This window comes from Vibrio tritonius (assembly GCF_001547935.1).
Lineage (GTDB): Bacteria > Pseudomonadota > Gammaproteobacteria > Enterobacterales > Vibrionaceae > Vibrio > Vibrio tritonius.
Window position 1 is genome coordinate 721059 of record NZ_AP014636.1, and the last position, 22684, is coordinate 743742.

22 protein-coding genes are annotated in these 22684 nt (G+C 43.8%); 19 read left to right on the forward strand and 3 right to left on the reverse strand.

The features are described 5' to 3' along the window. Positions 1–83: 83 nt before the first annotated feature. The 3 genes from speA (at position 84) to JCM16456_RS18460 (ending at position 3280) form a co-directional block, all read left to right on the forward strand. Complete coding sequence (speA, locus tag JCM16456_RS18450; RefSeq protein ID WP_068717263.1) at positions 84–1994, forward strand: arginine decarboxylase; 1911 nt, start codon at positions 84–86, stop codon at positions 1992–1994. After that, entirely contained in the window at positions 1995–2939 is a 945-nt protein-coding gene (gene speB, locus JCM16456_RS18455) for an agmatinase (protein WP_068717265.1), read from the forward strand. Positions 2940–3034: 95 nt separating this feature from the next. Further along, complete coding sequence (locus JCM16456_RS18460; protein WP_068717267.1) at positions 3035–3280, forward strand: hypothetical protein; 246 nt, start codon at positions 3035–3037, stop codon at positions 3278–3280. Between the two features lie 2220 nt (positions 3281–5500). On the opposite strand, the gene JCM16456_RS18465 is transcribed toward JCM16456_RS18460, so the two are convergent. Next, a complete protein-coding gene (locus tag JCM16456_RS18465; protein WP_068717268.1) occupies positions 5501–5968 on the reverse strand; it encodes an Lrp/AsnC family transcriptional regulator in 468 nt (155 codons plus the stop codon). A 232-nt stretch (positions 5969–6200) separates the two neighbouring features. Here JCM16456_RS18465 and JCM16456_RS18470 point away from each other — a divergent pair, with 232 nt between their 5' ends. The 5 genes from JCM16456_RS18470 to JCM16456_RS18490 all read left to right on the forward strand — a co-directional run bounded on the left by JCM16456_RS18470 (position 6201) and on the right by JCM16456_RS18490 (position 10709). Next, positions 6201–7412, forward strand: coding sequence for a trans-sulfuration enzyme family protein (locus JCM16456_RS18470; protein WP_068717270.1), 1212 nt, complete (start codon positions 6201–6203; stop codon positions 7410–7412). A gap of 200 nt (positions 7413–7612) precedes the next feature. After that, complete coding sequence (locus JCM16456_RS18475) at positions 7613–8422, forward strand: transporter substrate-binding domain-containing protein (RefSeq protein ID WP_068717272.1); 810 nt, start codon at positions 7613–7615, stop codon at positions 8420–8422. Between the two features lie 71 nt (positions 8423–8493). Continuing rightward, a complete protein-coding gene (locus tag JCM16456_RS18480) occupies positions 8494–9438 on the forward strand; it encodes an amino acid ABC transporter permease (protein WP_068717274.1) in 945 nt (314 codons plus the stop codon). Positions 9439–9457: 19 nt separating this feature from the next. Further along, positions 9458–10183, forward strand: a complete 726-nt coding sequence (locus tag JCM16456_RS18485; protein ID WP_068719039.1) for an amino acid ABC transporter ATP-binding protein — start codon at positions 9458–9460, stop codon at positions 10181–10183. Positions 10184–10361: 178 nt separating this feature from the next. Continuing rightward, positions 10362–10709: a helix-turn-helix domain-containing protein gene (locus JCM16456_RS18490; RefSeq protein WP_068717276.1), complete on the forward strand. Its 348-nt coding sequence runs from the start codon at positions 10362–10364 to the stop codon at positions 10707–10709. A 95-nt stretch (positions 10710–10804) separates the two neighbouring features. On the opposite strand, the gene JCM16456_RS18495 is transcribed toward JCM16456_RS18490, so the two are convergent. Further along, positions 10805–11260: an exoribonuclease R gene (locus tag JCM16456_RS18495; RefSeq protein ID WP_068717278.1), complete on the reverse strand. Its 456-nt coding sequence runs from the start codon at positions 11258–11260 to the stop codon at positions 10805–10807. Positions 11261–11588: 328 nt separating this feature from the next. On the opposite strand from JCM16456_RS18495, the gene JCM16456_RS18500 reads away from it, so the two are divergent. The 10 genes from JCM16456_RS18500 (at position 11589) to JCM16456_RS18545 (ending at position 19689) form a co-directional block, all read left to right on the forward strand. Then, a complete protein-coding gene (locus JCM16456_RS18500) occupies positions 11589–12308 on the forward strand; it encodes a carbonic anhydrase (protein WP_068717280.1) in 720 nt (239 codons plus the stop codon). A 538-nt stretch (positions 12309–12846) separates the two neighbouring features. Then, complete coding sequence (locus JCM16456_RS18505) at positions 12847–13245, forward strand: ATP synthase subunit I (protein ID WP_068717283.1); 399 nt, start codon at positions 12847–12849, stop codon at positions 13243–13245. Beyond that, positions 13246–14016 (forward strand): F0F1 ATP synthase subunit A, encoded by a 771-nt coding sequence (atpB, locus tag JCM16456_RS18510; protein WP_068717285.1) that lies wholly within the window; start codon positions 13246–13248, stop codon positions 14014–14016. It abuts the gene before it with no gap. Positions 14017–14070: 54 nt separating this feature from the next. Then, positions 14071–14307, forward strand: coding sequence for a F0F1 ATP synthase subunit C (gene atpE, locus JCM16456_RS18515; RefSeq protein ID WP_068717287.1), 237 nt, complete (start codon positions 14071–14073; stop codon positions 14305–14307). Between the two features lie 44 nt (positions 14308–14351). Continuing rightward, the gene (locus JCM16456_RS18520; protein ID WP_068717289.1) at positions 14352–14822 is read left to right on the forward strand and encodes a F0F1 ATP synthase subunit B; all 471 of its coding nucleotides are present in this window, start codon (positions 14352–14354) and stop codon (positions 14820–14822) included. A 9-nt stretch (positions 14823–14831) separates the two neighbouring features. Continuing rightward, positions 14832–15374, forward strand: a complete 543-nt coding sequence (locus JCM16456_RS18525) for a F0F1 ATP synthase subunit delta (RefSeq protein ID WP_068717291.1) — start codon at positions 14832–14834, stop codon at positions 15372–15374. Positions 15375–15386: 12 nt separating this feature from the next. After that, complete coding sequence (atpA, locus tag JCM16456_RS18530) at positions 15387–16922, forward strand: F0F1 ATP synthase subunit alpha (RefSeq protein ID WP_068717293.1); 1536 nt, start codon at positions 15387–15389, stop codon at positions 16920–16922. 30 nt (positions 16923–16952) lie between these two features. Continuing rightward, on the forward strand, positions 16953–17813 hold the full coding sequence (gene atpG / locus JCM16456_RS18535) for a F0F1 ATP synthase subunit gamma (RefSeq protein ID WP_068717295.1): 861 nt from the start codon (positions 16953–16955) through the stop codon (positions 17811–17813). Between the two features lie 22 nt (positions 17814–17835). Beyond that, positions 17836–19221 (forward strand): F0F1 ATP synthase subunit beta, encoded by a 1386-nt coding sequence (gene atpD / locus JCM16456_RS18540; protein ID WP_068717297.1) that lies wholly within the window; start codon positions 17836–17838, stop codon positions 19219–19221. An 18-nt stretch (positions 19222–19239) separates the two neighbouring features. Then, on the forward strand, positions 19240–19689 hold the full coding sequence (locus JCM16456_RS18545) for a F0F1 ATP synthase subunit epsilon (RefSeq protein WP_068717299.1): 450 nt from the start codon (positions 19240–19242) through the stop codon (positions 19687–19689). Between the two features lie 142 nt (positions 19690–19831). On the opposite strand, the gene JCM16456_RS18550 is transcribed toward JCM16456_RS18545, so the two are convergent. Continuing rightward, entirely contained in the window at positions 19832–21826 is a 1995-nt protein-coding gene (locus JCM16456_RS18550; protein WP_068717301.1) for a methyl-accepting chemotaxis protein, read from the reverse strand. Positions 21827–22221: 395 nt separating this feature from the next. Here JCM16456_RS18550 and JCM16456_RS18555 point away from each other — a divergent pair, with 395 nt between their 5' ends. Beyond that, positions 22222–22566, forward strand: a complete 345-nt coding sequence (locus tag JCM16456_RS18555) for a HopJ type III effector protein (protein WP_068717303.1) — start codon at positions 22222–22224, stop codon at positions 22564–22566. The last annotated feature ends 118 nt before the right edge of the window (positions 22567–22684 follow it).

Consider the following 22684-nt stretch of genomic DNA (forward strand, 5'->3'; position numbering starts at 1 on the left):
AAAGCACATGGCAGTTGACCTGCAGGGTGCTTCATTCGCTCAAATGGCGTGCCTTATATCCATCGTTTTAGTGAGAGATAAGTGTGGAAAAAGAATCCAAATTAGACCGTGTTCGTGCTGACTACAATGTTCAATATTGGAGCCAGGGTTTCTTTGCAATTGATGATAATGGCGAAATGGTCGTGTCGGCAAGACAAGATCAACAACAAGGTACACCTTTAAGTCGCATTGTCGAACAGCTTCAAGACCAAGGCTTGAACGTACCGGTGTTGGTTCGTTTTCCACAAATTCTGCACCAACGCGTGCACGGTATTTGTGAAGCATTTAATCAAGCGATAAAGGATTATGATTATCCCAATCGTTATTTATTGGTTTACCCAATTAAAGTAAACCAACAAAAAGAAGTGGTGGATGAGATCCTCGCAAGCCAAGCTCGTCTAGAGCACAAGCAATTAGGCTTAGAAGCGGGTAGTAAACCTGAGCTATTAGCTGTACTTGCGATGGCACAACAGGCGAGCTCAGTGATCGTATGTAATGGTTACAAAGACCGAGAGTACATTCGTCTTGCTTTGATTGGAGAAAAGCTAGGGCACAAAGTCTTTATCGTTTTAGAAAAAATGTCTGAGCTTGATATTGTGCTTAGCGAAGCGAAAAGTCTTGGTGTAAAGCCGCGTCTAGGTTTGCGTATTCGTCTCGCTTCACAAGGCGCTGGTAAATGGCAATCCAGTGGTGGTGATAAATCTAAGTTTGGTTTGTCGGCATCTCAAGTGCTTAACGTTATTGAACGCTTGAAAAAAGAAGATCAACTTGAAACGTTGCAATTGGTTCATTTCCATTTGGGATCGCAAATGGCCAATATTCGCGATGTACGTAATGGTGTGAATGAATCAGCACGTTTCTACTGTGAATTACGTGCCCTTGGTGCGTCGATAGCTTATTTCGATGTGGGTGGTGGTTTGGCCGTTGACTACGATGGTACGCGTAGTCAATCTTCTAACTCAATGAATTACGGTTTGTTTGAATATGCCCGTAATGTCGTTAGTACGGTTGGTGATGTGTGTAAACTATACGATCAGCCGATGCCAACCATTATTTCTGAGTCGGGACGTTCTATCACCGCTCATCATGCGGTTTTGATCACAAACGTCATTGGTGCAGAAGCGTATTCTCCAGAGCCAGTGTCCGAATTGGACAATGAAGAATCTTTGTTGCTGCAAAATATGTGGCGCAGTTGGGAAAACTTGCACGAAGGTTCTGATGCCCGTGCTTTGATTGAAATATACAACGATACACAAGCGGATTTAGCTGAAGTACACAGTCAATTTGCTACTGGTGTGCTCAATCTGGAACAGCGTGCTTGGGCTGAACGTCTAGCACAGCGTATTTATCATGAGCTTAGTCGGCGCATGAACAATAAAAATCGCTTCCACCGTCCAATTTTGGATGAGCTGCAAGAACGCTTGGCGGATAAGTTCTTTGTTAACTTCTCTTTATTCCAGTCGTTACCGGATGCTTGGGGGATTGACCAAGTGTTCCCAGTGTTACCGATTTCTGGTTTAGATCAGTTAGAAGATCGCCGCGCCGTGATGTTAGACATCACCTGCGATTCTGATGGTATTGTGGAGCACTATGTTGAGGGACAGGGAATTGAGAGTACGTTACCTGTTCCACAGTGGCAGCAAGATAAACCTTACCTAATGGGATTTTTCCTAGTAGGCGCATATCAAGAAATTCTGGGTGATATGCATAATCTGTTTGGTGATACCCACAGTGTGGTCGTCAACATTACAGAGCAAGGTGAGCCAGAAATTACGTTTATCAACCAAGGCGATACCGTCGAAGATATGATGCGTTATGTACATATAGACGTCGATATGATTCGAGCCAACTATCAACAACTGTTAGAACAGCGTGTTGAGGAAAGCGAGCGTGAAGCGATTCTGCAAGAACTTGAGCAGGGTCTTTGTGGCTACACTTATTTAGAGGATTTTTAAATGAATGATTTGTTTACGAAAACTGATTATTCACTTTATTCAAATGCAATGACCTTTGTGCGTCGTCCTTACGTGAGAGATCCGATTGACGTTGAAGCCGATGTAGTCGTGCTGGGTGTGCCATTAGATATGGCCACTTCAGGCCGTCCCGGTGCACGCATGGGGCCCGATGCCATTCGTAAAGCATCGGTTAATCTTGCTTGGGAAAGTAAAAAATTCCCTTGGGATTTCAGTTTGTTTGATCGTATTGATGTGATCGACAGCGGTGACTTAGTGTTCGATTGTGGTGACGCAGAAGATTTTACTTACCGCTTGGAAGCGGCTGCGGGTGAAATCATAAAGTCGGGTAAAACCCTATTGGCTTTAGGTGGCGATCACTTTATTACGTTACCGATTTTGCGTGCTCATGCGAAGCATTTTGGTGAAATGGCATTGGTGCATTTTGATGCTCATACCGATACTTACCCTAGTGGCAGTGCGTATGACCACGGCACGATGTTTTATCATGCGCCAAAAGAAGGTTTGATTTCGGCAAAACATTCGATTCAAATCGGTATTCGTACTGAATACAAAGCGGAAAATCATGGTTTTAATGTGATTAATGCGATGGAAGCGAACGATTTGACCGCTGAAGAGATTGTGGCGCAGATCAAAGCGGTAGTCGGGGAGCGTCCGGTCTATTTCACCTTTGATATTGACTGTCTCGACCCGGCTTTTGCACCGGGAACGGGTACACCAGTCTGTGGCGGTATGACATCGGATAAAGTGTTGAAAATCATTCGTCAACTGCAAGACATCAATATCGTTGGTATGGATGTAGTTGAAGTGTCTCCACCTTACGATCAAAGTGAAGTGACCGCACTAGCAGGGGCCACGATTGCACTTGAACTGCTCTATGCTTGGGCAGCAAATCGCCCAGAAAAAGACGCTGAACAAGGCGCATAAGCCTCACTTCGTAAAAATAAATAATCGGCCTCATATACTAATGAGGCCGATTTTTTTATGTCTAAGCCTACGAGGTCCGGTTGTCGGACATGAGGGTGATCGCCGAAAATCACAGCGTGCTCGATCTGGTCTACGGGCTGACGATGGTCACTCAAAATCACAGCGTGCTCGGTCTGGTTCACGGGCTGACGATGGTCACTCAAAATCACAGCGTGATCGGTCTGGTCCACGGGCTGATGATGGTCACTCAAAATCACAGCGTGTTCGATCTGGTTCACGGGCTGATGATGGTCACCCAAAATCGCAGCGTGTTCGATCTGGTCCTCCCCCCTTGGTTTTAAGGGGGGAGTTAGAGGGGGGATCATGCGCATGAGCCTGCGTTTTTCTCCTAACTAAATGAATTTACTACAAATTTATCTATATGGGTTTGGTCTGGCTCCAGCCTATCCAAATCATTTGTCGCTGTTTTTTTACAGGGCTGGGTAGTTTTGCGCACAAGCCTGAAAATATTGAAAATTGCCAGATTAAAATGCTAAAAATTCATTTAATACAATGAGTTAATCGCGCTCTGGCTCCCTCCCCAGCCCTCCCTCTAAAGAAGGAGGGGGCCAGATCGAGCTTGTTGATACCAATGCGCTCGAGCCGGTGGTTGTATTTTATTGTTGAAAATTAGTGGATTATGAAAAAATCACGGCGAACTCGATTAAAGAAGCAGGGGCCAGATCGAGCTTGTTGGTACCAATGCGCTTGAGCCCGTGGTGATGCGTTTTTGAACAAATTAATGGATTACCACCAAAAATCACAGCGAAGTCGGTCTGATTCTCGGACTAACGATGGTCACCCAAAATCGCAGCGTGTTCGATCTGGTCCTCCCCCCTTGGTTTTAAGGGGGGAGTTAGAGGGGGGATCATGCGCATGAGCCTGCGTTTTTCTCCTAACTAAATGAATTTACTACAAATTTATCTATATGGGTTTGGTCTGGCTCCAGCCTATCCAAATCATTTGTCGCTGTTTTTTTACAGGGCTGGGTAGTTTTGCGCACAAGCCTGAAAATATTGAAAATTGCCAGATTAAAATGCTAAAAATTCATTTAATACAATGAGTTAATCGCGCTCTGGCTCCCTCCCCAGCCCTCCCTCTAAAGAAGGAGGGGGCCAGATCGAGCTTGTTGATACCAATGCGCTCGAGCCGGTGGTTGTATTTTATTGTTGAAAATTAGTGGATTATGAAAAAATCACGGCGAACTCGATTAAAGAAGCAGGGGCCAGATCGAGCTTGTTGGTACCAATGCGCTTGAGCCCGTGGTGATGCGTTTTTGAACAAATTAATGGATTACCACCAAAAATCACAGCGAAGTCGGTCTGATTCTCGGACTAACGATGGTCACCCAAAATCGCAGCGTGCTCGGTCTGGTCCTCTCCCCTTGGTTTTAAGGGGGGAGTTAGAGGGGGGATCATGCGCAGGAGCCTGCGTTTTCCTCCTAACTAAATGAATTTACTACAAATTTATCTATATGGGTTTGGTCTGGCTCCAGCCTATCCAAATCATTTGTCGCTGTTTTTTTACAGGGCTGGGTAGTTTTGCGCACAAGCCTGAAAATATTGAAAATTGCCAGATTAAAATGCTAAAAATTCATTTAATACAATGAGTTAATCGCGCGCTAGCTCCCTCCCCAGCCCTCCCTCTAAAGAAGGAGGGGGCCAGATCGAGCTTGCTGGTACCAATGCGCTCGAGCCGATGGTTATATTTTATTGCTGAGAATTAGTGGGTGATGAAAAAATCACGGCGAACTCGATTAAAGAAGCAGGGGCCAGATCGAGCTTGTTGGTACTAATGCGCTTGAGCCCGTGGTAATGTTTTTTTGAACAAATTAATGGATTACCACCAAAAATCACAGTGAAGTCGGTCTTATTCTCGGACTAACGATGGTCACCCAAAATCGCAGCGTGCTCGGTCTGGTCCTCCCCCCTTGGTTTTAAGGGGGGAGTTAGAGGGGGGATAATGCGCAGGAGCCTGCGTTTTTCTCGTAATCCAATGAATTTAATGAAAATTAATGGATTACCACCAAAAATCACGACGAACTCGGTCTGGTTCGCGGACTAACGATGGTCACCCAAATTCACGGCGTGCTCGGTCTGGTCCTCCCCCCTTGGTTTTAAGGGGGGAGTTAGAGGGGGGATCATGCGCAGGAGTCTGCGTTTTTCTCCTAATTCACTGAATTAAATAAAAATTTATCTAAATGGCTTTGGTTTATCTCCAGCTTGACCAAATCATTTACCGGTGTTTTTTTACAGGGCTGGGTAGTTTTGCGCACAAGCCTGAAAATATTGAAAATTGACAAGTAAAATGAGAAAAAATCAGTGAATACAATAAGTTAATCGCGCGCTGGCTCCCTCCCCAGCCCTCCCTCTAAAGAAGGAGGGGGCCAGATCGAGCTTGTTGATACCAATGCGCTCGAGCCGGTGGTTGTATTTTATTGTTGAAAATTAGTGGATTATGAAAAAATCACGGCGAACTCGATTAAAGAAGCAGGGGCCAGATCGAGCTTACTGATATTAATGCTACTCCCGTGTTGGAATGCTTAGGCTTTTGATGGGTTGGTCTATGACGACATTGGTTGTCACTCGTTTTATTTGGGGGAACTGGTCCATCAAAGATTGGATAAAGCCATCGTACGCTTTGGTTGTTTTTGCGGTAACTACCAACATCACGTCAATATTGCCTGTGACATAAAAGAGTTGCTGAACACAGGTTTGCTCATTAGCCCAACGAGTTAATTCTTTTAAAACCGTGTAGTTATCTCGCTCGATTTCAAGGCTGGCGAGAAATGACATCGGGTGTATGCTCGCTTCATGGGCGACGATGGTAACTTCTTGCTCAATGATATTCTCATCGCGTAACCGCTTTATTCGTCGTTGTACCGCAGATGACGACAAACCAACTTGCTCTGCTATAGATTCACTAGATAGTCGGCAATGCTGCTGAAGTAATTCAAGTATATGGCGATCAAACGCATCCAATGGGATCATAAGTTCCTTTTTCTTATCAATACAGGTGTAAATACCGCCGCAATATAACGACTCATGGAGCACTATCTTGGTGATTTGTGCGTTAAAGTGGTGCAGTGCTGAATTTTATGCACCGCAAAGGAATAAACGCCGCAAAATAGGCAACGCCAGACGGTAGGTTGCAGGGTTTTATCCTAAGGCATAACGCACACTAGACGCTGAACATACTAAGCTTTTTTGTTGAGGACAAGAGATGTCAGCGAAATCCAATCGTTATACGCCCGAAACAGCGGCAGTTCGTGCTTTTGTGGACCCTGAAATGGGAACACAGGCGATATCACCTTCGATGGTGATGTCGGTTAATCACTGTTTCGACCCACAGCAAGGGGCGTTTTCGGCGCAAGGGTTAGAAGATTTATCAGAAGCGCCATACCTGTATGCAGGGTGGAGCAATCCAACGGTTGACCAACTAGAGCAGCGCCTTGCTCATTTAGAAGGAGCAGAAGCGTGCTTGACTACAGCGACTGGCATGGCTGCCATTGCGGGGCTTTTTCTCTCTTTGCTCAAGCAGGGAGACCACCTCATCATTAGTGATGTTTGCTATGCGGGCGTGTATGAATTTGCCACGCAAGTTTTACCCGATTACGGGATAGATGTAACGGCAGTCGATACCAGTGACATAACCCAAGTGCTCAGCGAAGTGCGAAAAAACACCAAATTGGTGCATATTGAAACGCCAAGCAACCCATTATTAACCCTTACCGATATAAAAGCACTCGCCAGCGAGCTTAAAAAGAATGGCACACTATTAAGTGTGGATGCCACATTCTCAACTCCGGTGATCACAAAACCACTGGTATTAGGTGCCGATTTTGTCGTCCACTCTTTAACCAAATTTATTAACGGTCATGGCGACGTTTTGGGCGGTGCAATATTGGGGAGTAAATCACATTTAAACCAAGTGAGAGCAAGGGCCGGAGTTTATCTAGGTGCGACACTTTCTGCCCAAAGTGCGTGGCTAATTATGCGCGGAATGGAAACACTTTACCCGCGTATGAAAACACTGTGCAGTAGCGCTTTGTCCCTCGCAACATGGCTAGAACATCATCCACGAGTAAAGCGTGTTTTGTATCCTGGGCTTGCGTCACATCACCAATTTGAACTTGCACAGCAACAGATGGCAATTTTTGGCGGCATTATTGCATTCCAAGTAGATGACATAGATTTGATTCAACAGCGTTTTGTTAATGAATCACACGTTTTTTACTACGCGTTCTCAATTGGACATCAACGTAGCTTGGCTGTAGCGATGAAAACCGACGAGTTAGATCAGTCCACTTATCATTTCACCGAAGAAAAACGCGCCGCATTTCGAGCATTTGCTGGAGATGGGGTGATTCGCCTTTCTATTGGTTTAGAGGCTACGGAAGATTTACAGCAGGAACTTGAACACTTATTACGCTAATATGTGTGTTTATTTGCATATGATGAGCTAGAAATAAAGCACTAATGCAAACAAAGTGTTGAAAAACGATGATAAATTCGCGCATTATCTGTAGTGCGCCTGTGTCTGGCGTTTATCACTTGATAAACGTCATTCCATCGCGTTTCGTGATAGGAAGAACGATAGCAATAAAATGCAAAACAAAATAAATAAGGGATAATATGAAAAAGTTTGTTAAGTCGACTGTAGCGAGTCTGGTTTTTGCTTGTGCTGCATTAAGTACCACTCAAGCTTCTGCTGCCACTTCAACTCTTGAAAGCGTGTTGAATGCGGGTGAACTAAAAGTGTGTTTTGATGCAGGTTATATGCCTTTCGAAATGAAATCAAAAGACGGTCGTTTTATTGGTTTTGATATCGATTTGGCAAAACACATGGCACGTTCCATCGGTGTGAAATATGAGCCAGTTAACACGGCGTGGGATGGTATCATTCCAGCTTTGCAGACAGGCAAATGTGACATCATCATGGCCGGTATGACCATCACTCCAGAACGTAACCTTAAGGTGAATTTTGCCCAACCTTATATCGTGATTGGTCAATCAATCATTCTATCGAAAAAGCTAGAAGGCAAAATTAAAAGCTACAAAGACTTAAATGATCCAAAATACACCATCGCAACAAAACTAGGTACTACGGGCGCAGAAGCGACTAAGAAATACCTACCTAAGGCGAAGTTAGACCTTTACGACACAGAAGTAGACTCAGTGCTACAGGTAACTAACGGTAAAGCGGACGCTTTCATCTACGACTTCCCTTATAACGCCATCTATGCCGCACAGCACAAAGGTCAAATTGAACACCTAAGTAAGCCGTTTACTTATGAACCTTTAGGTTGGGCTGTTCGTCAAGACGATCCTAATTTCCTTAACTTCTTGAATAACTATTTACGCCAAATTCAAGGGGATGGCACTTATGACCGTCTGTATGACAAATGGTTTAAATCAGACAGTTGGTTGAAAAACGTTCAGTAAGAACTTCGCTTCGATCATTAGGGCAAGCAAGCTTGCCCTATTTTACCCAAAATAAGAAAGAGAACAGAGTGATGCAGTCAAAATCCTCACGTTGGGTTGGACATGGAATTTATGTCCTTATCATGATTATGATGATCGGTGCCATTTATGGCGCAGGTAAAAGCATCAATTACAATTGGCATTGGGACAGACTTTGGCCCTATGTGATCAACACCGATATGCAAGATATTCGAGCAGAGGGTGATGGCACTGCCTTTTTGAAAGACAACAAACTGATTATCCAGTTTGATCAGTCAGATACGCCACAGGTCATTCAAAACTATTCAAGATTAACGGTGAGTGACGGCGATACCATCTATTTAGGTGATACGGTTGCACAGGTCAGCCAATGGCGATTTGGGCCGATAGCGACTGGTTTGTGGGTCACCATCAAAATCTCTTTTATTTCCCTCTTCTTTGCTATTTTTCTTGGTTTGCTCTTTGGGTTAATGCGGATATCTAAGAACCACACCGCTAGAGATTTATCATTAACCTATGTCGAGTTAATTCGTGGTACGCCACTCCTAGTGCAAATCTTTATTGTCTATTTCTTTATCGGGACAGTACTGGATTTTGATCGTTTTACCGCCGGTGTTGTTGCCTTGTCGGTATTTACCGGGGCATATGTGGCTGAAATTATTCGTGCAGGAATACAAGCCATTCCAACCGGGCAGATGGAAGCGGCGCGCTCGTTAGGGATGAACTATGCGCAGGCGATGATTTACATTATTTTGCCGCAGGCGATGAAGAAAACGTTGCCACCTCTTGCGGGTCAGTTTATCAACTTGATCAAAGATTCATCATTGGTCTCTGTCATTTCGATTACCGATTTAACCAAAGCAGGTCGTGAAGTGGTCAGTGGCAGTTTTGCACCATTTGAGGTGTGGTTTACCGTTGCAGCTCTGTATTTGGTAGTAACAGGCAGCCTATCTTGGGCTATTCAACGTTTAGAGAAGAGGTTGTCAGCAAGTGACTAATCAATATAAAGGTGATGACATTGTCGTCGCAGCCAATGTCGATAAATACTATTCCAATGGTTGCCATGCGCTAAAAGATGTTTCAGCGACCATCAAACGTGGTGAAGTTGTGGTGATCATTGGGCCATCTGGTTCAGGAAAGTCGACCTTCTTACGCACATTAAACCAATTGGAAGAGATCTCTTCTGGCACCATTCATATCGATGGTATGGATATGTACGCCAAATCGACCGATATCAACCAACTGCGTCAAAACGTAGGCATGGTGTTCCAAAGCTTTAACCTTTTTCCGCACAAGACCGCATTAGAGAATGTGATGCTGGCTCCGCTCAAAGTGGCAAAACGCCCACAAGAGGAAGTGGAAGAAGACGCCAAACACCTTATTGAACGTGTCGGTTTGTCGGACCGGATGAATAACTACCCATCGCATCTTTCTGGTGGTCAACAGCAGCGCGTTGCCATTGCACGTGCACTGGCAATGAAGCCAGACTTAATGTTGTTCGATGAGCCGACATCCGCCCTTGACCCTGAAATGGTCGGTGAAGTACTGGACGTTATCAAAGGGCTTGCTGCCGAAGGGATGACCATGGTTATCGTAACCCATGAAATGGGCTTTGCTCGTGAAGTGGCGGACCGAGTCCTCTTTATGGAAGAAGGCGCGCTTTTGGTGGACGATACGCCGACATCTGTGTTTGATGGTACACCTCACCCTCGTTTACAACAGTTTCTGGCTAAAGTGCTTTAGCTATTCTCTGTGCTCAGTGTTAGTTGAAAGCCCCTTAAGGGGCTTTTTCTTTTTTGACCTTATGCTCACCTAATCAGCCGCTTGTAATAATCTTAGAGAGAATCTCACTCCTCACTGACATTAGGTTTATCGCTTTTTGTCATTTTGTTCGCCTTAGAAAAAGGCTAGGGGAGATAAAATGCAACTGAATGAAAATGACCGAACTGCGCTTTATGACGTGTGGATGTCACAAAAAGCAAAAATGCAAATCACGCAAATGGAAATGACTAAGCGTTTAGGCGTGAGCCAGATGGAGTTCTCCCAATTGCTAAGAGGTAGTGCACCGCTAACGATGTCATTTGTCAGCAAGTTTTGTCAACAACTGCATGTTGAGCCTTACAATGTACTGCCTACGCTAAAACGTCAGTATGCGGGTGGTGATGTTGTCGTGCATTTGCAAAGTCGGATCAGTGTGGATGGGGAGATTCAAAATATCCATGTAGAAGGTAATCAAGTGATTATTGATTACACTCACCAAGCAAAATAACGCCGAGCTAATGCTCGGCATTTTCGTTGGGTATTAAATCGTTTTGTTTAGGCGAACAACATAGCGCCAATCCATTAACGACTCGTTACTACGCACTAGCCGTAAACGTGGGCTTGGTTCACTTCAGAATAGCGGTACAACAGCTGAGTTAATGCGGTTGACCATTCCAAGGCATCGTTTGGGCGAGTAGAAACACGTTGTTCAGCTTCTTCACAATGGGTTTCTAAAGGTATAACACGATCAAGTTGGAACCCAATCGCATAAAAGTGCCACAGAATCAGACGACACATACGCTCAATGTTTTGTTCCGCATTTTGAGATTGGGAAAATTGCGCTGGGATTTCACCTAATGCAACAGCATGTAAACGTAAAGTTGCGTCAAAGTACGCTTCTTGCTGCCGTTCGTCTGTTGCGGTTTCTTGTTCTTCAAAGTGGAAAATCTCGCGTACAACCGGTTCAGGAACTAAACGGTGTAACATTCGCATAGCAAGTTCGGTCAGTTCTTCTTTGCTGGTTTGAGCTAAACAGTCGTAACGGTAGTCTTGTTGCATAAGTTTTTGATCTTTTGATGGTCTGAGGTGGATTTTACGTTTTTAAATGGCTGTCGTCACTCTTTATGTGCCATAACCGCACTGAAGTTGTAGTAGATCAACTTAAATGTAAATAAATATAGCTTTTCAATATCCACATGAATAATCAATTAGTTATCTAAATCATATAGTTAATATGAATGTATTGAGGGTGAGAAATCATTTCATTGTTACATTTCATCATATTTTGTAGTTCAACTGGACAGCAAAAATTGGATATGATGCCAATCGATGACAGGAGAATGTCATTAACTTACTCATTTTAATAAAATTTACTTAGAGGTTGCGTATGAAGAAGTTGAGTATAGTGGTGGCAATGGGTGCACTGTTTTCGAGTGCAACGATGGCTTCAGAATGGAGCTATGAAGGTGAGTCCGGCCCTCAACACTGGGGTAAGGTGTCACAAACCTGCCAAACGGGTAAAAATCAGAGCCCAATCAATATCGAGCACACAACAGAAGCCAAATTAAAAGGGGTGGATGTTGATTATCAGGGGGTTGTAACCAGCTTAGTAAACAATGGTCATACGCTGCAGGCGAGTGTTTCTGGCAACAATACGGTACGTATTGATGGTAAAGTATTCACGCTCAAGCAGTTTCACTTCCACACGCCATCCGAAAATCTTATAAAAAGTCGTCAATACCCTTTAGAAGCGCATTTTGTGAATGCCGATGAACAAGGGAACCTAGCGGTCATTGCTGTAATGTATGAAGTAGGTAAGGTTAACCCGCAATTAACCACCTTGGGTAAAACACTCCCAACCAAAGGGAATTCTGTTTCTATCACTGAAACATTACCTGTTGCAAAACTGCTGCCAAACACAGATAACTACTATCGCTTTAACGGTTCATTAACCACTCCACCATGTAGTGAAGGTGTACGTTGGATTGTGCTCAAAGAATCTAAAATGATATCAGGCGATCAGAAAGTAACCTGGAATAAAATGATGGGGAATAATAACCGACCTATTCAAGCATATAATGCAAGAATGGTATTAGATAAAGAATAAATAATCTTCAACATTAACCTAATATTAACCATCCCTGCTGCTAAATACAGCGGGGATTTTTATTTATAAAATTTAGGCAAAAAAAAACACTCTAAGCAAAAAGGCGCTTAGAGTGATATTCTGGTAATAAAATATAATTTGCTTTTATTGAGGCGCTATATTTACGCCAACAACCCTTTAACATGGAGCTGACCATATTACTGAGTCTGGTCTGCAATGCTGTTACAAACTTGCTTTTTAAAATATACGTCAAAATTGAAAAAAACAAACAAAATTGACTTTCAAAAATGAAATGATAATTTTCATGTTTTAGGGCTTATGTTTTTGGAATTTATCGGTGTATATTTTTTCGGGAAGGGAATAACGGATTATTTCCTAAAAATTATTTATTCTGTGAATTTTGTTTATCAGGAGAAATGTTTTTTGGTTAAGTTTATTTATCAGGGTGAATATTAATTGAGTAAATTGGATAATTCTGTGAATTTTATTTATCAGAAATAAAATTATCAGATTACTAAATGAACTTAATGGGTGATTTATGGAAGCTAATAGTACCAGCAAAGCGATTATGTTGGCTGGACGAAGAATACTTTTCGCTCAAGCTGCCTTGGGAGTGTTATTTGTGATCGGGGCATTCCTATTTGCTGGGCAGTTGAGTGGAACATCGGCGTTTACAGGAGTGCTTATCGCTATTTTCCCTTCTTTTTTGGGAATGGGGTTAGCGGCCATTAAATCGAGGTCTAAACCTTCGGAGAGCTTAAGGAACTTAATGAATTTAAGCCGCAATACTAAAATGATATACACCATCATTATGTTTGTATTGACCTTTAGATTGCTAGCTCTGCGTAACATCGTCGTTTTAGTTGCATTCAGTGTGGCAATGCTTGGGCATTTTATCACCCCACTGTTTACCGACCAAAACGAAGGGAAGGCATAGATGGCAAAAGTGGAAACCGCTCATGAGTATATTGAGCACCACCTAACATTCCTGACCCAAGGGGAAGGATTTTGGGGTATCAATATCGACTCCATGTTTATGGTTTGGTTACTAGGTCTCGTATTCATACTTTCGTTTCGCTATGCAATTAGTAAAAGTACGAAAGGAGTACCAAGCCGTTTTCAATGTCTAATTGAGTTAATATTTGAGTTTGTTGAAAACCTTTGTAGCGAAATATTTCAGTCTAAAGACCGATTAATTGGTCCACTGTCATTAACGATTTTCGTATGGGTTTTATTGATGAATGCGATCGACTTATTACCAGTTGATTTGATTCCTCAGTTAACACAAGCAATGGGCATTGGTCATTTCCGTGCACTACCATCAGCAGATATAAATATTACTATGTCGATGGCATTGAGTGTATTTGTCTTAGTTCTAGGTTATACATTTAAAAGTAAAGGGCTATCTGGGTTTATCAAAGAATTAACAACTCAGCCATTTACTTCACCAGTGTTATACCCAGTTAACTTTGTATTGGAATTGATAACGTTAATATCCAAACCAATTTCATTAGGTTTGCGATTGTTTGGCAATATGTATGCAGGTGAAATGATATTTATCCTAATTGCATTAATGCCTTGGTGGATTCAATGGTTACTTAGTGTGCCATGGGCTCTGTTTCATATATTAATTGTTGTACTTCAGGCCTTTATTTTCATGGTATTGACCATTGTTTATTTAGCTATGGCCAACGAAGAAAGCCATTAATAAAATTTATTTTTAATTACTTATTCAATATTTGATTCAATTCTAGGAGTTGTTATGGATATCGTTAGCGCAGTTCTTTATGTAGCAGGTGCACTACTGATTGGTTTAGGTGCAGCAGGTGCTGCATCTGGTATCGGTAACCTGGCAGGTAAATATCTGGAAGGTGTAGCTCGTCAACCTGATTTGACCCCAATGCTTCGTACTCAGTTCTTCATGATGATGGGTCTGGTCGATGCGGTTCCTATGATCGGTGTTGGTATCGGTTTGTACATCATCTTCGCAGTAGCGTAATTCAGACTAACCGAAACTAATAACGTTATAGATGTGAGGGTGCTATGAACATTAATGCAACAATGCTTGGCCAAGTGATTTCCTTCGTGATTTTCGCGTGGCTGTGCATGAAATACGTATGGCCACCACTCGTCAAACTGTTGGATGAACGCCGCGCAGAAATCGCTAAAGGTCTGGAACATGCAGATGATGCTGCAAAAGAGCTTGAATTAGCAAAGGCTAACGGCGCCACCTTGGTTGCAGAAGCTCGTGATAAAGCCAAATCAATCGTTGCTCAAGGCAAACAGCGTCAAGAGAAAATGATTGAAGAAGCGGTTGAGCTGGCCAGCAAAGAGAAGGACCGCATTATCGCGGAAGGCAGAGCGGAAATTGAAGTTGAACGTAACCGCCTGCGTCAGGAGCTGCAAGCTGAAATGGCCGATATGGTCATTGAAAGTGCAAGCAAACTGATCAGCCGTAATCTTGACAGCGAAGCGAATCGTGACTTGGTTAATCGATTCATTAAAGAGCTTTAGGGGGAGTGTATGTCTGAATTGACAGAAATCGCTCAACCTTATGCGAAAGCCGCCTATGACTACGCAAAAGAAAACAATGCGTTGGAACAGTGGCAGCAAATGTTCGACATCTTGGACATGATTCTCGCGCAACCTGTAGTTGAACAAGCAGTCGCATCGTTAGATGGGGAAGGGAGTGAAGAATCTGAAATCGCACTTCTTCTTCATGCTGGTGGTGAGCTATTTGACCAATACTTCCAGAACTTTCTGAAAATCATGGCAGAAAGCCGCCGTTTGAGTGCGTTAGTGGAAGTGAGCAGTCAATTTCGCGAGTTAAAAGCGGAACTTGAAAAAACTATGCAGGTAACCGTGTGTGTATCTGAATTGCTTGATGACGAGCAGGTTGTACAAATCACACAAGCGTTGAGTGCCAAATTGGGCAAATCCATCGTACTGGAACAACAACTTGATCCATCCCTAGTAGGTGGTGTGGTGATTAAAGCTGATCAAATGGTCATTGATGGCAGTGTCATCTCAAATATCGGCCGCCTCTCGACCAACCTACATGCGTAATGGGGTAAAGAAATGCAATTAAATTCAAATGAAATCAGTGAACTGATCAAAGGGCGTATCGCTAGTTTTGATCTGGTCACTGAAGCAAAAAACGAAGGGACAATTGTCTCTGTGAGCGATGGTATCATCACAATTCACGGTCTTTCTGACGTGATGCAAGGTGAAATGATCGAACTCCCTGATAATCGCTTTGCGTTGGCACTTAACCTTGAACGTCACTCAGTGGGCGCCGTGGTTATGGGTCCATACGCTGACCTTTCTGAAGGTATGAAAGTGAAAGGGACTGGCCGTATCCTAGAAGTACCGGTTGGTACTGAATTGCTAGGTCGTGTGGTGAATACACTAGGTCAGCCAATTGATGGTAAAGGTTCAATTGATGCGAAACAGTTTAAACCTGTTGAAGTGATTGCCCCTGGGGTTATCGAACGTAAATCGGTAGACCAACCTATTCAAACGGGTTACAAATCGGTTGATGCCATGATTCCAATCGGCCGTGGTCAACGTGAATTGATCATCGGTGACCGTCAAACGGGTAAAACTGCGATGGCGATCGATGCGATCATCAACCAAAAATCGCTCGGCGTTAAATGTATTTACGTAGCGATTGGCCAAAAAGCGTCAACTATTGCTAACGTAGTTCGTAAACTTGAAGAGCATGATGCGCTATCCAACACTATCGTGGTTGTGGCATCGGCTTCTGAAGCGGCTGCACTGCAATACCTAGCGCCTTACTCTGGCTGTACCATGGGGGAATACTTCCGTGACCGCGGTGAAGATGCGCTTATCGTATACGATGATTTGTCAAAACAAGCGGTTGCTTACCGTCAAATTTCATTGCTACTAAAACGTCCACCAGGCCGTGAAGCATTCCCTGGCGACGTATTCTACTTGCACTCTCGTCTACTAGAACGTGCAGCGCGTGTTAACGCAGAATACGTAGAGCGCATGACTAATGGTGAAGTGAAAGGTAAAACCGGTTCATTAACTGCGCTACCAATCATTGAAACTCAAGCGGGTGACGTATCAGCGTTCGTACCAACCAACGTAATTTCGATCACCGATGGTCAAATCTTCCTACAAACTGAACTGTTCAACTCAGGCCTACGTCCAGCGGTTGACCCAGGTATCTCAGTATCTCGTGTAGGTGGTGCGGCGCAAACTAAGATCATGAAAAAACTGTCTGGTGGTATTCGTACTGCATTGGCTCAATACCGTGAATTGGCAGCGTTTGCTCAGTTCTCATCTGACCTAGATGAAGCGACTCGTCGCCAACTTGACCACGGTGAAAAAGTGACTGAGCTGATGAAACAGAAACAGTACTCGCCAATGACAGTTGCTGAACAGGCCCTGGTGATCTTCTCTGCTGAGAAAGGTTTCTTAAACGATGTTGCGTTAGCCGATGTTACTCAGTACGAAGAAAACCTATTGGCATACGCGCACAATAATCACGCTGATTTCATGAAACACATCGATGAAACAGGTGCTTACGGTGACGAAGAAGAGAAACAGCTGTTCAGTTTGATGGAATCGTTCACTGCCCAGCAATAACGGTTAAGCGTAATTAACTAGGAGGCCGTTATGGCAAATTCTAAAGAGATTCGCACCAAGATTGCTAGTGTTCAGAGTACCCAAAAAATCACCAGTGCGATGCAAATGGTTGCTGCAAGCAAAATGCGCAAAGTACAAGAAAACATGGAGTCTTCTCGTCCATACGCGAAGAACATGCGTAAGGTGATTGGTCACGTTTCCGCTGGGACGTTGGAATATAACCACCCATTCCTAGAAGAGCGAGAAGTGAAGCGCGTAGCGTATATCATCATCTCCTCAGACCGAGGTTTATGTGGTGGTTTGAACGCGAACTTGTTTAAGAGCGTTCTAACCGACATGCAGCAGTGGCAAGAGAAAGGGGTTGAAGTCGATACCACTTTGATTGGCTCAAAAGCGATCAGCTTTTTCCAATCAATGAGTAACGTGATTGCCCAAACCTCTGGTCTGGGTGATACGCCAAAACTGGAAGACTTGCTTGGTACGGTGAATGCCATGCTGGAGCATTACTCTGAGGGTAAGATTGACCGTCTCTACTTGGTGTTCAACCAGTTTGTGAACACCATGGTGCAAAAGCCACGTGTATTGCAAATGCTGCCGTTCCCTAAAGAGGACATTAAACGCAATCAAGACGCTCGTTGGGACTACATCTACGAACAAGATCCTCGCGATATTTTGAATCATTTGATTCACCGTTACGTGGAATCTTTGGTTTATCAAGGGGTAGTAGAAGGCATCGCTTGTGAGCAAGCGGCGCGAATGATGGCGATGCAATCAGCGACCGATAACGCAGGTCAATTGATTGATGACTTACAACTGGCGTACAACAAAGCACGTCAATCTGCCATCACGAACGAGTTGACGGAAATCATTTCCGGCGCGGCTGCGGTTTAGAGAGAAATTTGAGGTTTTTATTATGAGTATTGGCAAAATCGTCAAAGTCATTGGCGCGGTTGTCGACGTTGAGTTCGAACAGAACCAAGGTCCTCGCGTGTACGATGCGCTGAAAGTCCTCAGCGGTGAAAACTCATCGTTGATGCTTGAAGTACAGCAACAGTTAGGTGGCGGTGTCGTTCGTTGTATCGCAATGGGTACATCTGATGGTCTAAAGCGTGGTATCCAATGTGAAACCACTGGTGGTCCAATTGAAGTGCCAGTAGGTGTGCAAACTCTTGGTCGTATTATGAATGTTCTCGGTGAACCTATCGATGAATGTGGTGCGATTGGCGAAGAAGTAAAATACGGCATTCACCGCGAAGCACCAAGCTACGAAGAACAATCAAACACCACAGAGTTACTTGAAACAGGTATCAAAGTGATCGACTTGATTTGTCCATTCGCTAAGGGTGGTAAAATCGGTCTGTTTGGTGGTGCAGGTGTTGGTAAAACCGTTAACATGATGGAACTTATCAACAACATCGCCAAAGCGCACTCCGGTCTATCCGTGTTTACTGGTGTGGGTGAACGTACCCGTGAAGGTAATGACTTCTACTACGAAATGAAAGAAGCGGGCGTACTTGATAAAGTAGCGATGGTTTACGGTCAGATGAACGAGCCACCGGGTAACCGTCTACGCGTTGCGTTGACTGGTTTGACTATCGCAGAACGTTTCCGTGATGAAGGTCGTGACGTATTGTTATTCGTCGATAACATCTATCGTTACACCTTGGCAGGGACAGAGGTATCGGCATTACTTGGTCGTATGCCATCAGCGGTAGGTTACCAACCAACACTGGCGGAAGAGATGGGTGTTCTACAAGAACGTATTACCTCAACTCGTCAAGGTTCTATTACTTCCATCCAAGCGGTATACGTACCAGCGGATGACTTGACCGACCCTTCACCAGCAACCACGTTTGCTCACTTGGATGCAACCATCGTATTGTCTCGTAACATTGCGGCTCTTGGCTTGTACCCAGCGGTTGACCCATTGGATTCCACTTCACGTCAACTTGACCCGCAAATTGTCGGTAAAGAGCACTATGATGTTGCTCAACGTGTACAGATGACTCTGCAACGTTATAAAGAGCTAAAAGACATCATTGCTATCTTAGGTATGGATGAGTTATCTGAAGAAGATAAACGTTTGGTGTCTCGTGCACGTAAGATTGAACGTTTCCTTACTCAGCCTTATCACGTAGCGGAAGTGTTTACCGGTCAATCTGGTAAGTTTGTATCACTAAAAGATACCATTGCTGGGTTTAAAGCTTTACTAGATGGTCAATACGATGACATCCCAGAACAAGCATTCTTGTACTGCGGTACCATTGATGACGTTCTGGAAAAAGCGAAAACGCTATAACAACTATCAGGAGGCATTATGGCTATAGGTGTAACGCAAAATACGTTTCAACTGAACGTGGTAAGCGCTGAACGTACGCTGTTTTCTGGTTCTGCGCACGCGTTAGCTATTGCCGGTGCTGACGGTGAGCTGGGCATCCGCCCAGGTCACTCACCATTGATCAGTAAAATCAAACCGGGTGTGGCTCGTATTGCGGGCGATCTTAACGAACCAGAAGAGATTCTTTATATCTCTGGTGGTTTAGTCGAAGTACAACCTGATAGTGTGACGGTATTGGCAGATACCGCGCTACACGGTAGCGAAATTGACAAAGCTCGTGCAGAAGCTGCGCGTAAAGCAGCTGAAGAACACATTCGTCAATCGGGAGACGATGTGAACTTTACTCAAGCTCATGTAGAGCTAACCAAAGCGTTGGCTCAACTGCGTGCGGTTGAACTGACCAGCAAAACGTCAAGAAAGGCGCGTTAAGCGTGAGTAAAGCTTAACGTTAGTTAAGCAATTACCAACGCAGTGTTGTGGAGCACCAAAAAGGCACGTGTTAACGTGCCTTTTTCTCGTTATTTTCCTGAAAACAGGACGCTAATTATTTATCAATAATGGCTCATTCGAGTTATAACGTAAATTCCTTCAATTGCCCTTCAACTTGTGCCACTTCTGTTGAATATTGTGTTACCACTGTGTTCATTGATGTTGCCAGCTCTCCAGTGTGGTCGGCAATTTGAGCAAGGGTATCAATATCTTGGTTTACATCTTCACTGGCTTTTGATTGCTCGGTTGTGGCATCGGCAATGCTATTAATGTGGGAGTTGACCTGTTCAATAACGTGCTCAAGCTCGGCAATACTGTCGTTGACGGTAGACACCGACTCAAAGGTTTTCCCGGTAGCATCGCGGCTTTTGGCCATGTTGTTCACAGCGGTGGTGGTGTTATTTGTAATGTTACCAAGTAACTCACTAATGTGCTCTGTTGCCTCTTTACTGCGTTGGGCCAGATCGCGGACTTCTGTCGACACAACCGCAAATCCACGCCCATGTTCTCCAGCGCGTGCGGCTTCGATAGCGGCGTTAAGAGCGAGCAGGTTCGTTTGCTCGGAGATAGAATTAATGGTTTCGACAATTTTACCCACACTCTCGGCATCTTTTTCCAATTCCGAAATACAGGATTGGGTGTGTTCAATTTGTTCAACCAATCCTTCAACCACTTTAAAAGAATCGCGGCTTTGGTTTTGACAAGCCACAATCTGGTTTGTCATCACCTTGGTTTCTTCGAGAGCGCGCTCCGAAGAGTGAGCAATTTCGGTGCTCGATTGCGAGAGCTCCGTCATGGCTGCAGCGATGCTGGCACATTTACCAGAGGTATTTTGACTTGATTTACCTAAATCGACAGAACTTTGGACAATTTGGTTGAGACGATCTTTACTATGATCGTTGGTAGTGATGACACTAACTAACAAGTTGCGTACGTTTTGCACTAACATATTGACGCTGGCGGCGACTTGCGAGGTTTCATCTCGTCCCTCACTCTCTAGTGTGTGTGTCAAATTACGTTGCTTCGCCATTGAAGATAAACTGCTATTCAAAATACCGACGCGTTGTTTCAAGTCGATAATCGAGCTCACTAACATGATAAGTAACAGTAAAGTAAGCACGCCACCGACACCTATAAGGGTGTATTGATGATTTTGAGCAGCGTTTGAACGTTTAAGCGCGAGGGTGGACATGCTTTTTTGCAGTTGATTACGCAGCCCATTAATTAATTTGATCCGGTCGGTAGCCAAAGCAAACCAATCTCCAGGTTTAGGACCTGCAAGATCAGAGAGGGAGGCTTTTTGTGCCAAATAAGCCTCTTGAATCTCAATGACTTCTTTCCATGTGCCACTTGTAACGATGTCGTCGAACTGGGTTTTAAATTGGGCTGGCATTGAAATATTGGCCAAACGTTGTGCGTAATTTCCGGCAGAAATATACCCTTCAATCGCCGCATATTGGCCTATATCCGAGGTTTTTCTTGCAAATGCGCCGTTAAGTGCCCCTCGAACTTGTCCGGCTCGCTCTTTCATTTCAATAATGGACACAAGACTTTTACCTACCGGGGATATTTCAACATCGGAAATATTTGCCAGTAGGGCATTAATATTGTCTATCGCAAGTTGATTGACGTTAGAGTAAAAAGAAAAAGGTGACAACGTAATATTTAAACTATCGACTTGGCTACGAACCTTGGACAGTTGAGTTAAAGCACTGATGACATCTTGGCGCAGTTGTTCCGCTATACCAGTATTAATGTGTTGCGGCTGATAGCTAACAAGAGCTTGAATTTGGGCATCGGATATTTTGCGCTGTTCTTTTAACGCTTGAACTTGCGGGCCTTGCCCCTTAGCCCCCACAACTCCTGCCGTTAAACCACGCTCAAGTGCTAAATTATGTGCAACGTTATCGTATAGCAACATTATGTGCACTGTTTCGAGGTCTTTTTGCTCCATCACGGCATAGCGATGCAATGTCGATATTTGACTCAAAAGCAAACCGATGCAAAAAAGAATAGGCACTCCTGAAATAAACGCCACTAATTGATATAAAGGAAATAATTTGAATAGTGCTTTCATTGTGATCCTGACGCCTCTTGGCTACTTACCTTAGTTTTTACCAATCTGAGGTAACCATTCTCAAGAGCATTCTCCGCTGCCCAAGGGTGGTTAAACTAGATATGATTCATCCGTGTTTTGTTTAGGGGCAAGCAAATCGACAACTAGACCTTCGCTAAGACCATTTTTGTATTAGTGCAAATGAACTCATACCCCATAAGTGTAGCTAAGGATAGAAAAACACCAAACGGTAAAAAGGGAAAATTTAACAAATGAAACGGTTGGGGCTAAATTCACCTTGCGAGACTGGGTTGAACACGTTAATGGTGTGTAACACGTAGTTAGTGCGGTACTTTTTTCTTCATCAAAAACTGGTTACACTGGCAGGCCATTAAATAAAAAACGATAAGGATATTATGGAACTCGACACTCTTATTCAGCAGTTGGCAATGAAACCAGAACAAATAGATTTTCAGACTGTGATCGCCACAATTGATGACAATTATGTGTTTACCCCAACCGGCTTTAGCAATGGAGAGCAGGTCAATGCCGCTGACCAAAATAATGGTTCATGCAAAATTTTCTCTTTTGCCGCTTTGCAAAAACTGAGTGTGGAAGCCACGTTGGCTTGTTTCGGCTCATTTTACCGAGACGATGTCCTTGGTGATCCGAAAGGGGATAGCCACCAAAATATACGTCAATTTATGATTCATGGTTGGGATGGTATTCGCTTTGATGGCCAAGCGTTGAAAATTCGTTAAGTGTTACGTGATAGACAAATAAAGCGAAATGTCTTCAAGATGGAGAAGTCAGATCTTCACCAGCGATACAGGTCAACCCCAATTACGGAAGGAATGGTCACTTATGCAGTGGCCATTT

What these genes read in the sequence shown, in the direction of transcription:
- JCM16456_RS18480 (WP_068717274.1), top strand. Translation starts at nt 8,494, where the DNA reads ATGCAGTCAAAATCCTCACGTTGGGTTGGACATGGAATTTATGTCCTT.
- atpE (WP_068717287.1), top strand. Translation starts at nt 14,071, where the DNA reads ATGGATATCGTTAGCGCAGTTCTTTATGTAGCAGGTGCACTACTGATT.
- JCM16456_RS18500 (WP_068717280.1), top strand. Translation starts at nt 11,589, where the DNA reads ATGAAGAAGTTGAGTATAGTGGTGGCAATGGGTGCACTGTTTTCGAGT.
- JCM16456_RS18525 (WP_068717291.1), top strand. Translation starts at nt 14,832, where the DNA reads ATGTCTGAATTGACAGAAATCGCTCAACCTTATGCGAAAGCCGCCTAT.
- JCM16456_RS18550 (WP_068717301.1), bottom strand. Translation starts at nt 21,826, where the DNA reads ATGAAAGCACTATTCAAATTATTTCCTTTATATCAATTAGTGGCGTTT.
- JCM16456_RS18475 (WP_068717272.1), top strand. Translation starts at nt 7,613, where the DNA reads ATGAAAAAGTTTGTTAAGTCGACTGTAGCGAGTCTGGTTTTTGCTTGT.
- JCM16456_RS18470 (WP_068717270.1), top strand. Translation starts at nt 6,201, where the DNA reads ATGTCAGCGAAATCCAATCGTTATACGCCCGAAACAGCGGCAGTTCGT.
- JCM16456_RS18465 (WP_068717268.1), bottom strand. Translation starts at nt 5,968, where the DNA reads ATGATCCCATTGGATGCGTTTGATCGCCATATACTTGAATTACTTCAG.
- JCM16456_RS18495 (WP_068717278.1), bottom strand. Translation starts at nt 11,260, where the DNA reads ATGCAACAAGACTACCGTTACGACTGTTTAGCTCAAACCAGCAAAGAA.
- JCM16456_RS18520 (WP_068717289.1), top strand. Translation starts at nt 14,352, where the DNA reads ATGAACATTAATGCAACAATGCTTGGCCAAGTGATTTCCTTCGTGATT.
- speB (WP_068717265.1), top strand. Translation starts at nt 1,995, where the DNA reads ATGAATGATTTGTTTACGAAAACTGATTATTCACTTTATTCAAATGCA.
- JCM16456_RS18545 (WP_068717299.1), top strand. Translation starts at nt 19,240, where the DNA reads ATGGCTATAGGTGTAACGCAAAATACGTTTCAACTGAACGTGGTAAGC.
- JCM16456_RS18490 (WP_068717276.1), top strand. Translation starts at nt 10,362, where the DNA reads ATGCAACTGAATGAAAATGACCGAACTGCGCTTTATGACGTGTGGATG.
- atpB (WP_068717285.1), top strand. Translation starts at nt 13,246, where the DNA reads ATGGCAAAAGTGGAAACCGCTCATGAGTATATTGAGCACCACCTAACA.
- JCM16456_RS18505 (WP_068717283.1), top strand. Translation starts at nt 12,847, where the DNA reads ATGGAAGCTAATAGTACCAGCAAAGCGATTATGTTGGCTGGACGAAGA.
- atpD (WP_068717297.1), top strand. Translation starts at nt 17,836, where the DNA reads ATGAGTATTGGCAAAATCGTCAAAGTCATTGGCGCGGTTGTCGACGTT.
- atpA (WP_068717293.1), top strand. Translation starts at nt 15,387, where the DNA reads ATGCAATTAAATTCAAATGAAATCAGTGAACTGATCAAAGGGCGTATC.
- atpG (WP_068717295.1), top strand. Translation starts at nt 16,953, where the DNA reads ATGGCAAATTCTAAAGAGATTCGCACCAAGATTGCTAGTGTTCAGAGT.
- JCM16456_RS18555 (WP_068717303.1), top strand. Translation starts at nt 22,222, where the DNA reads ATGGAACTCGACACTCTTATTCAGCAGTTGGCAATGAAACCAGAACAA.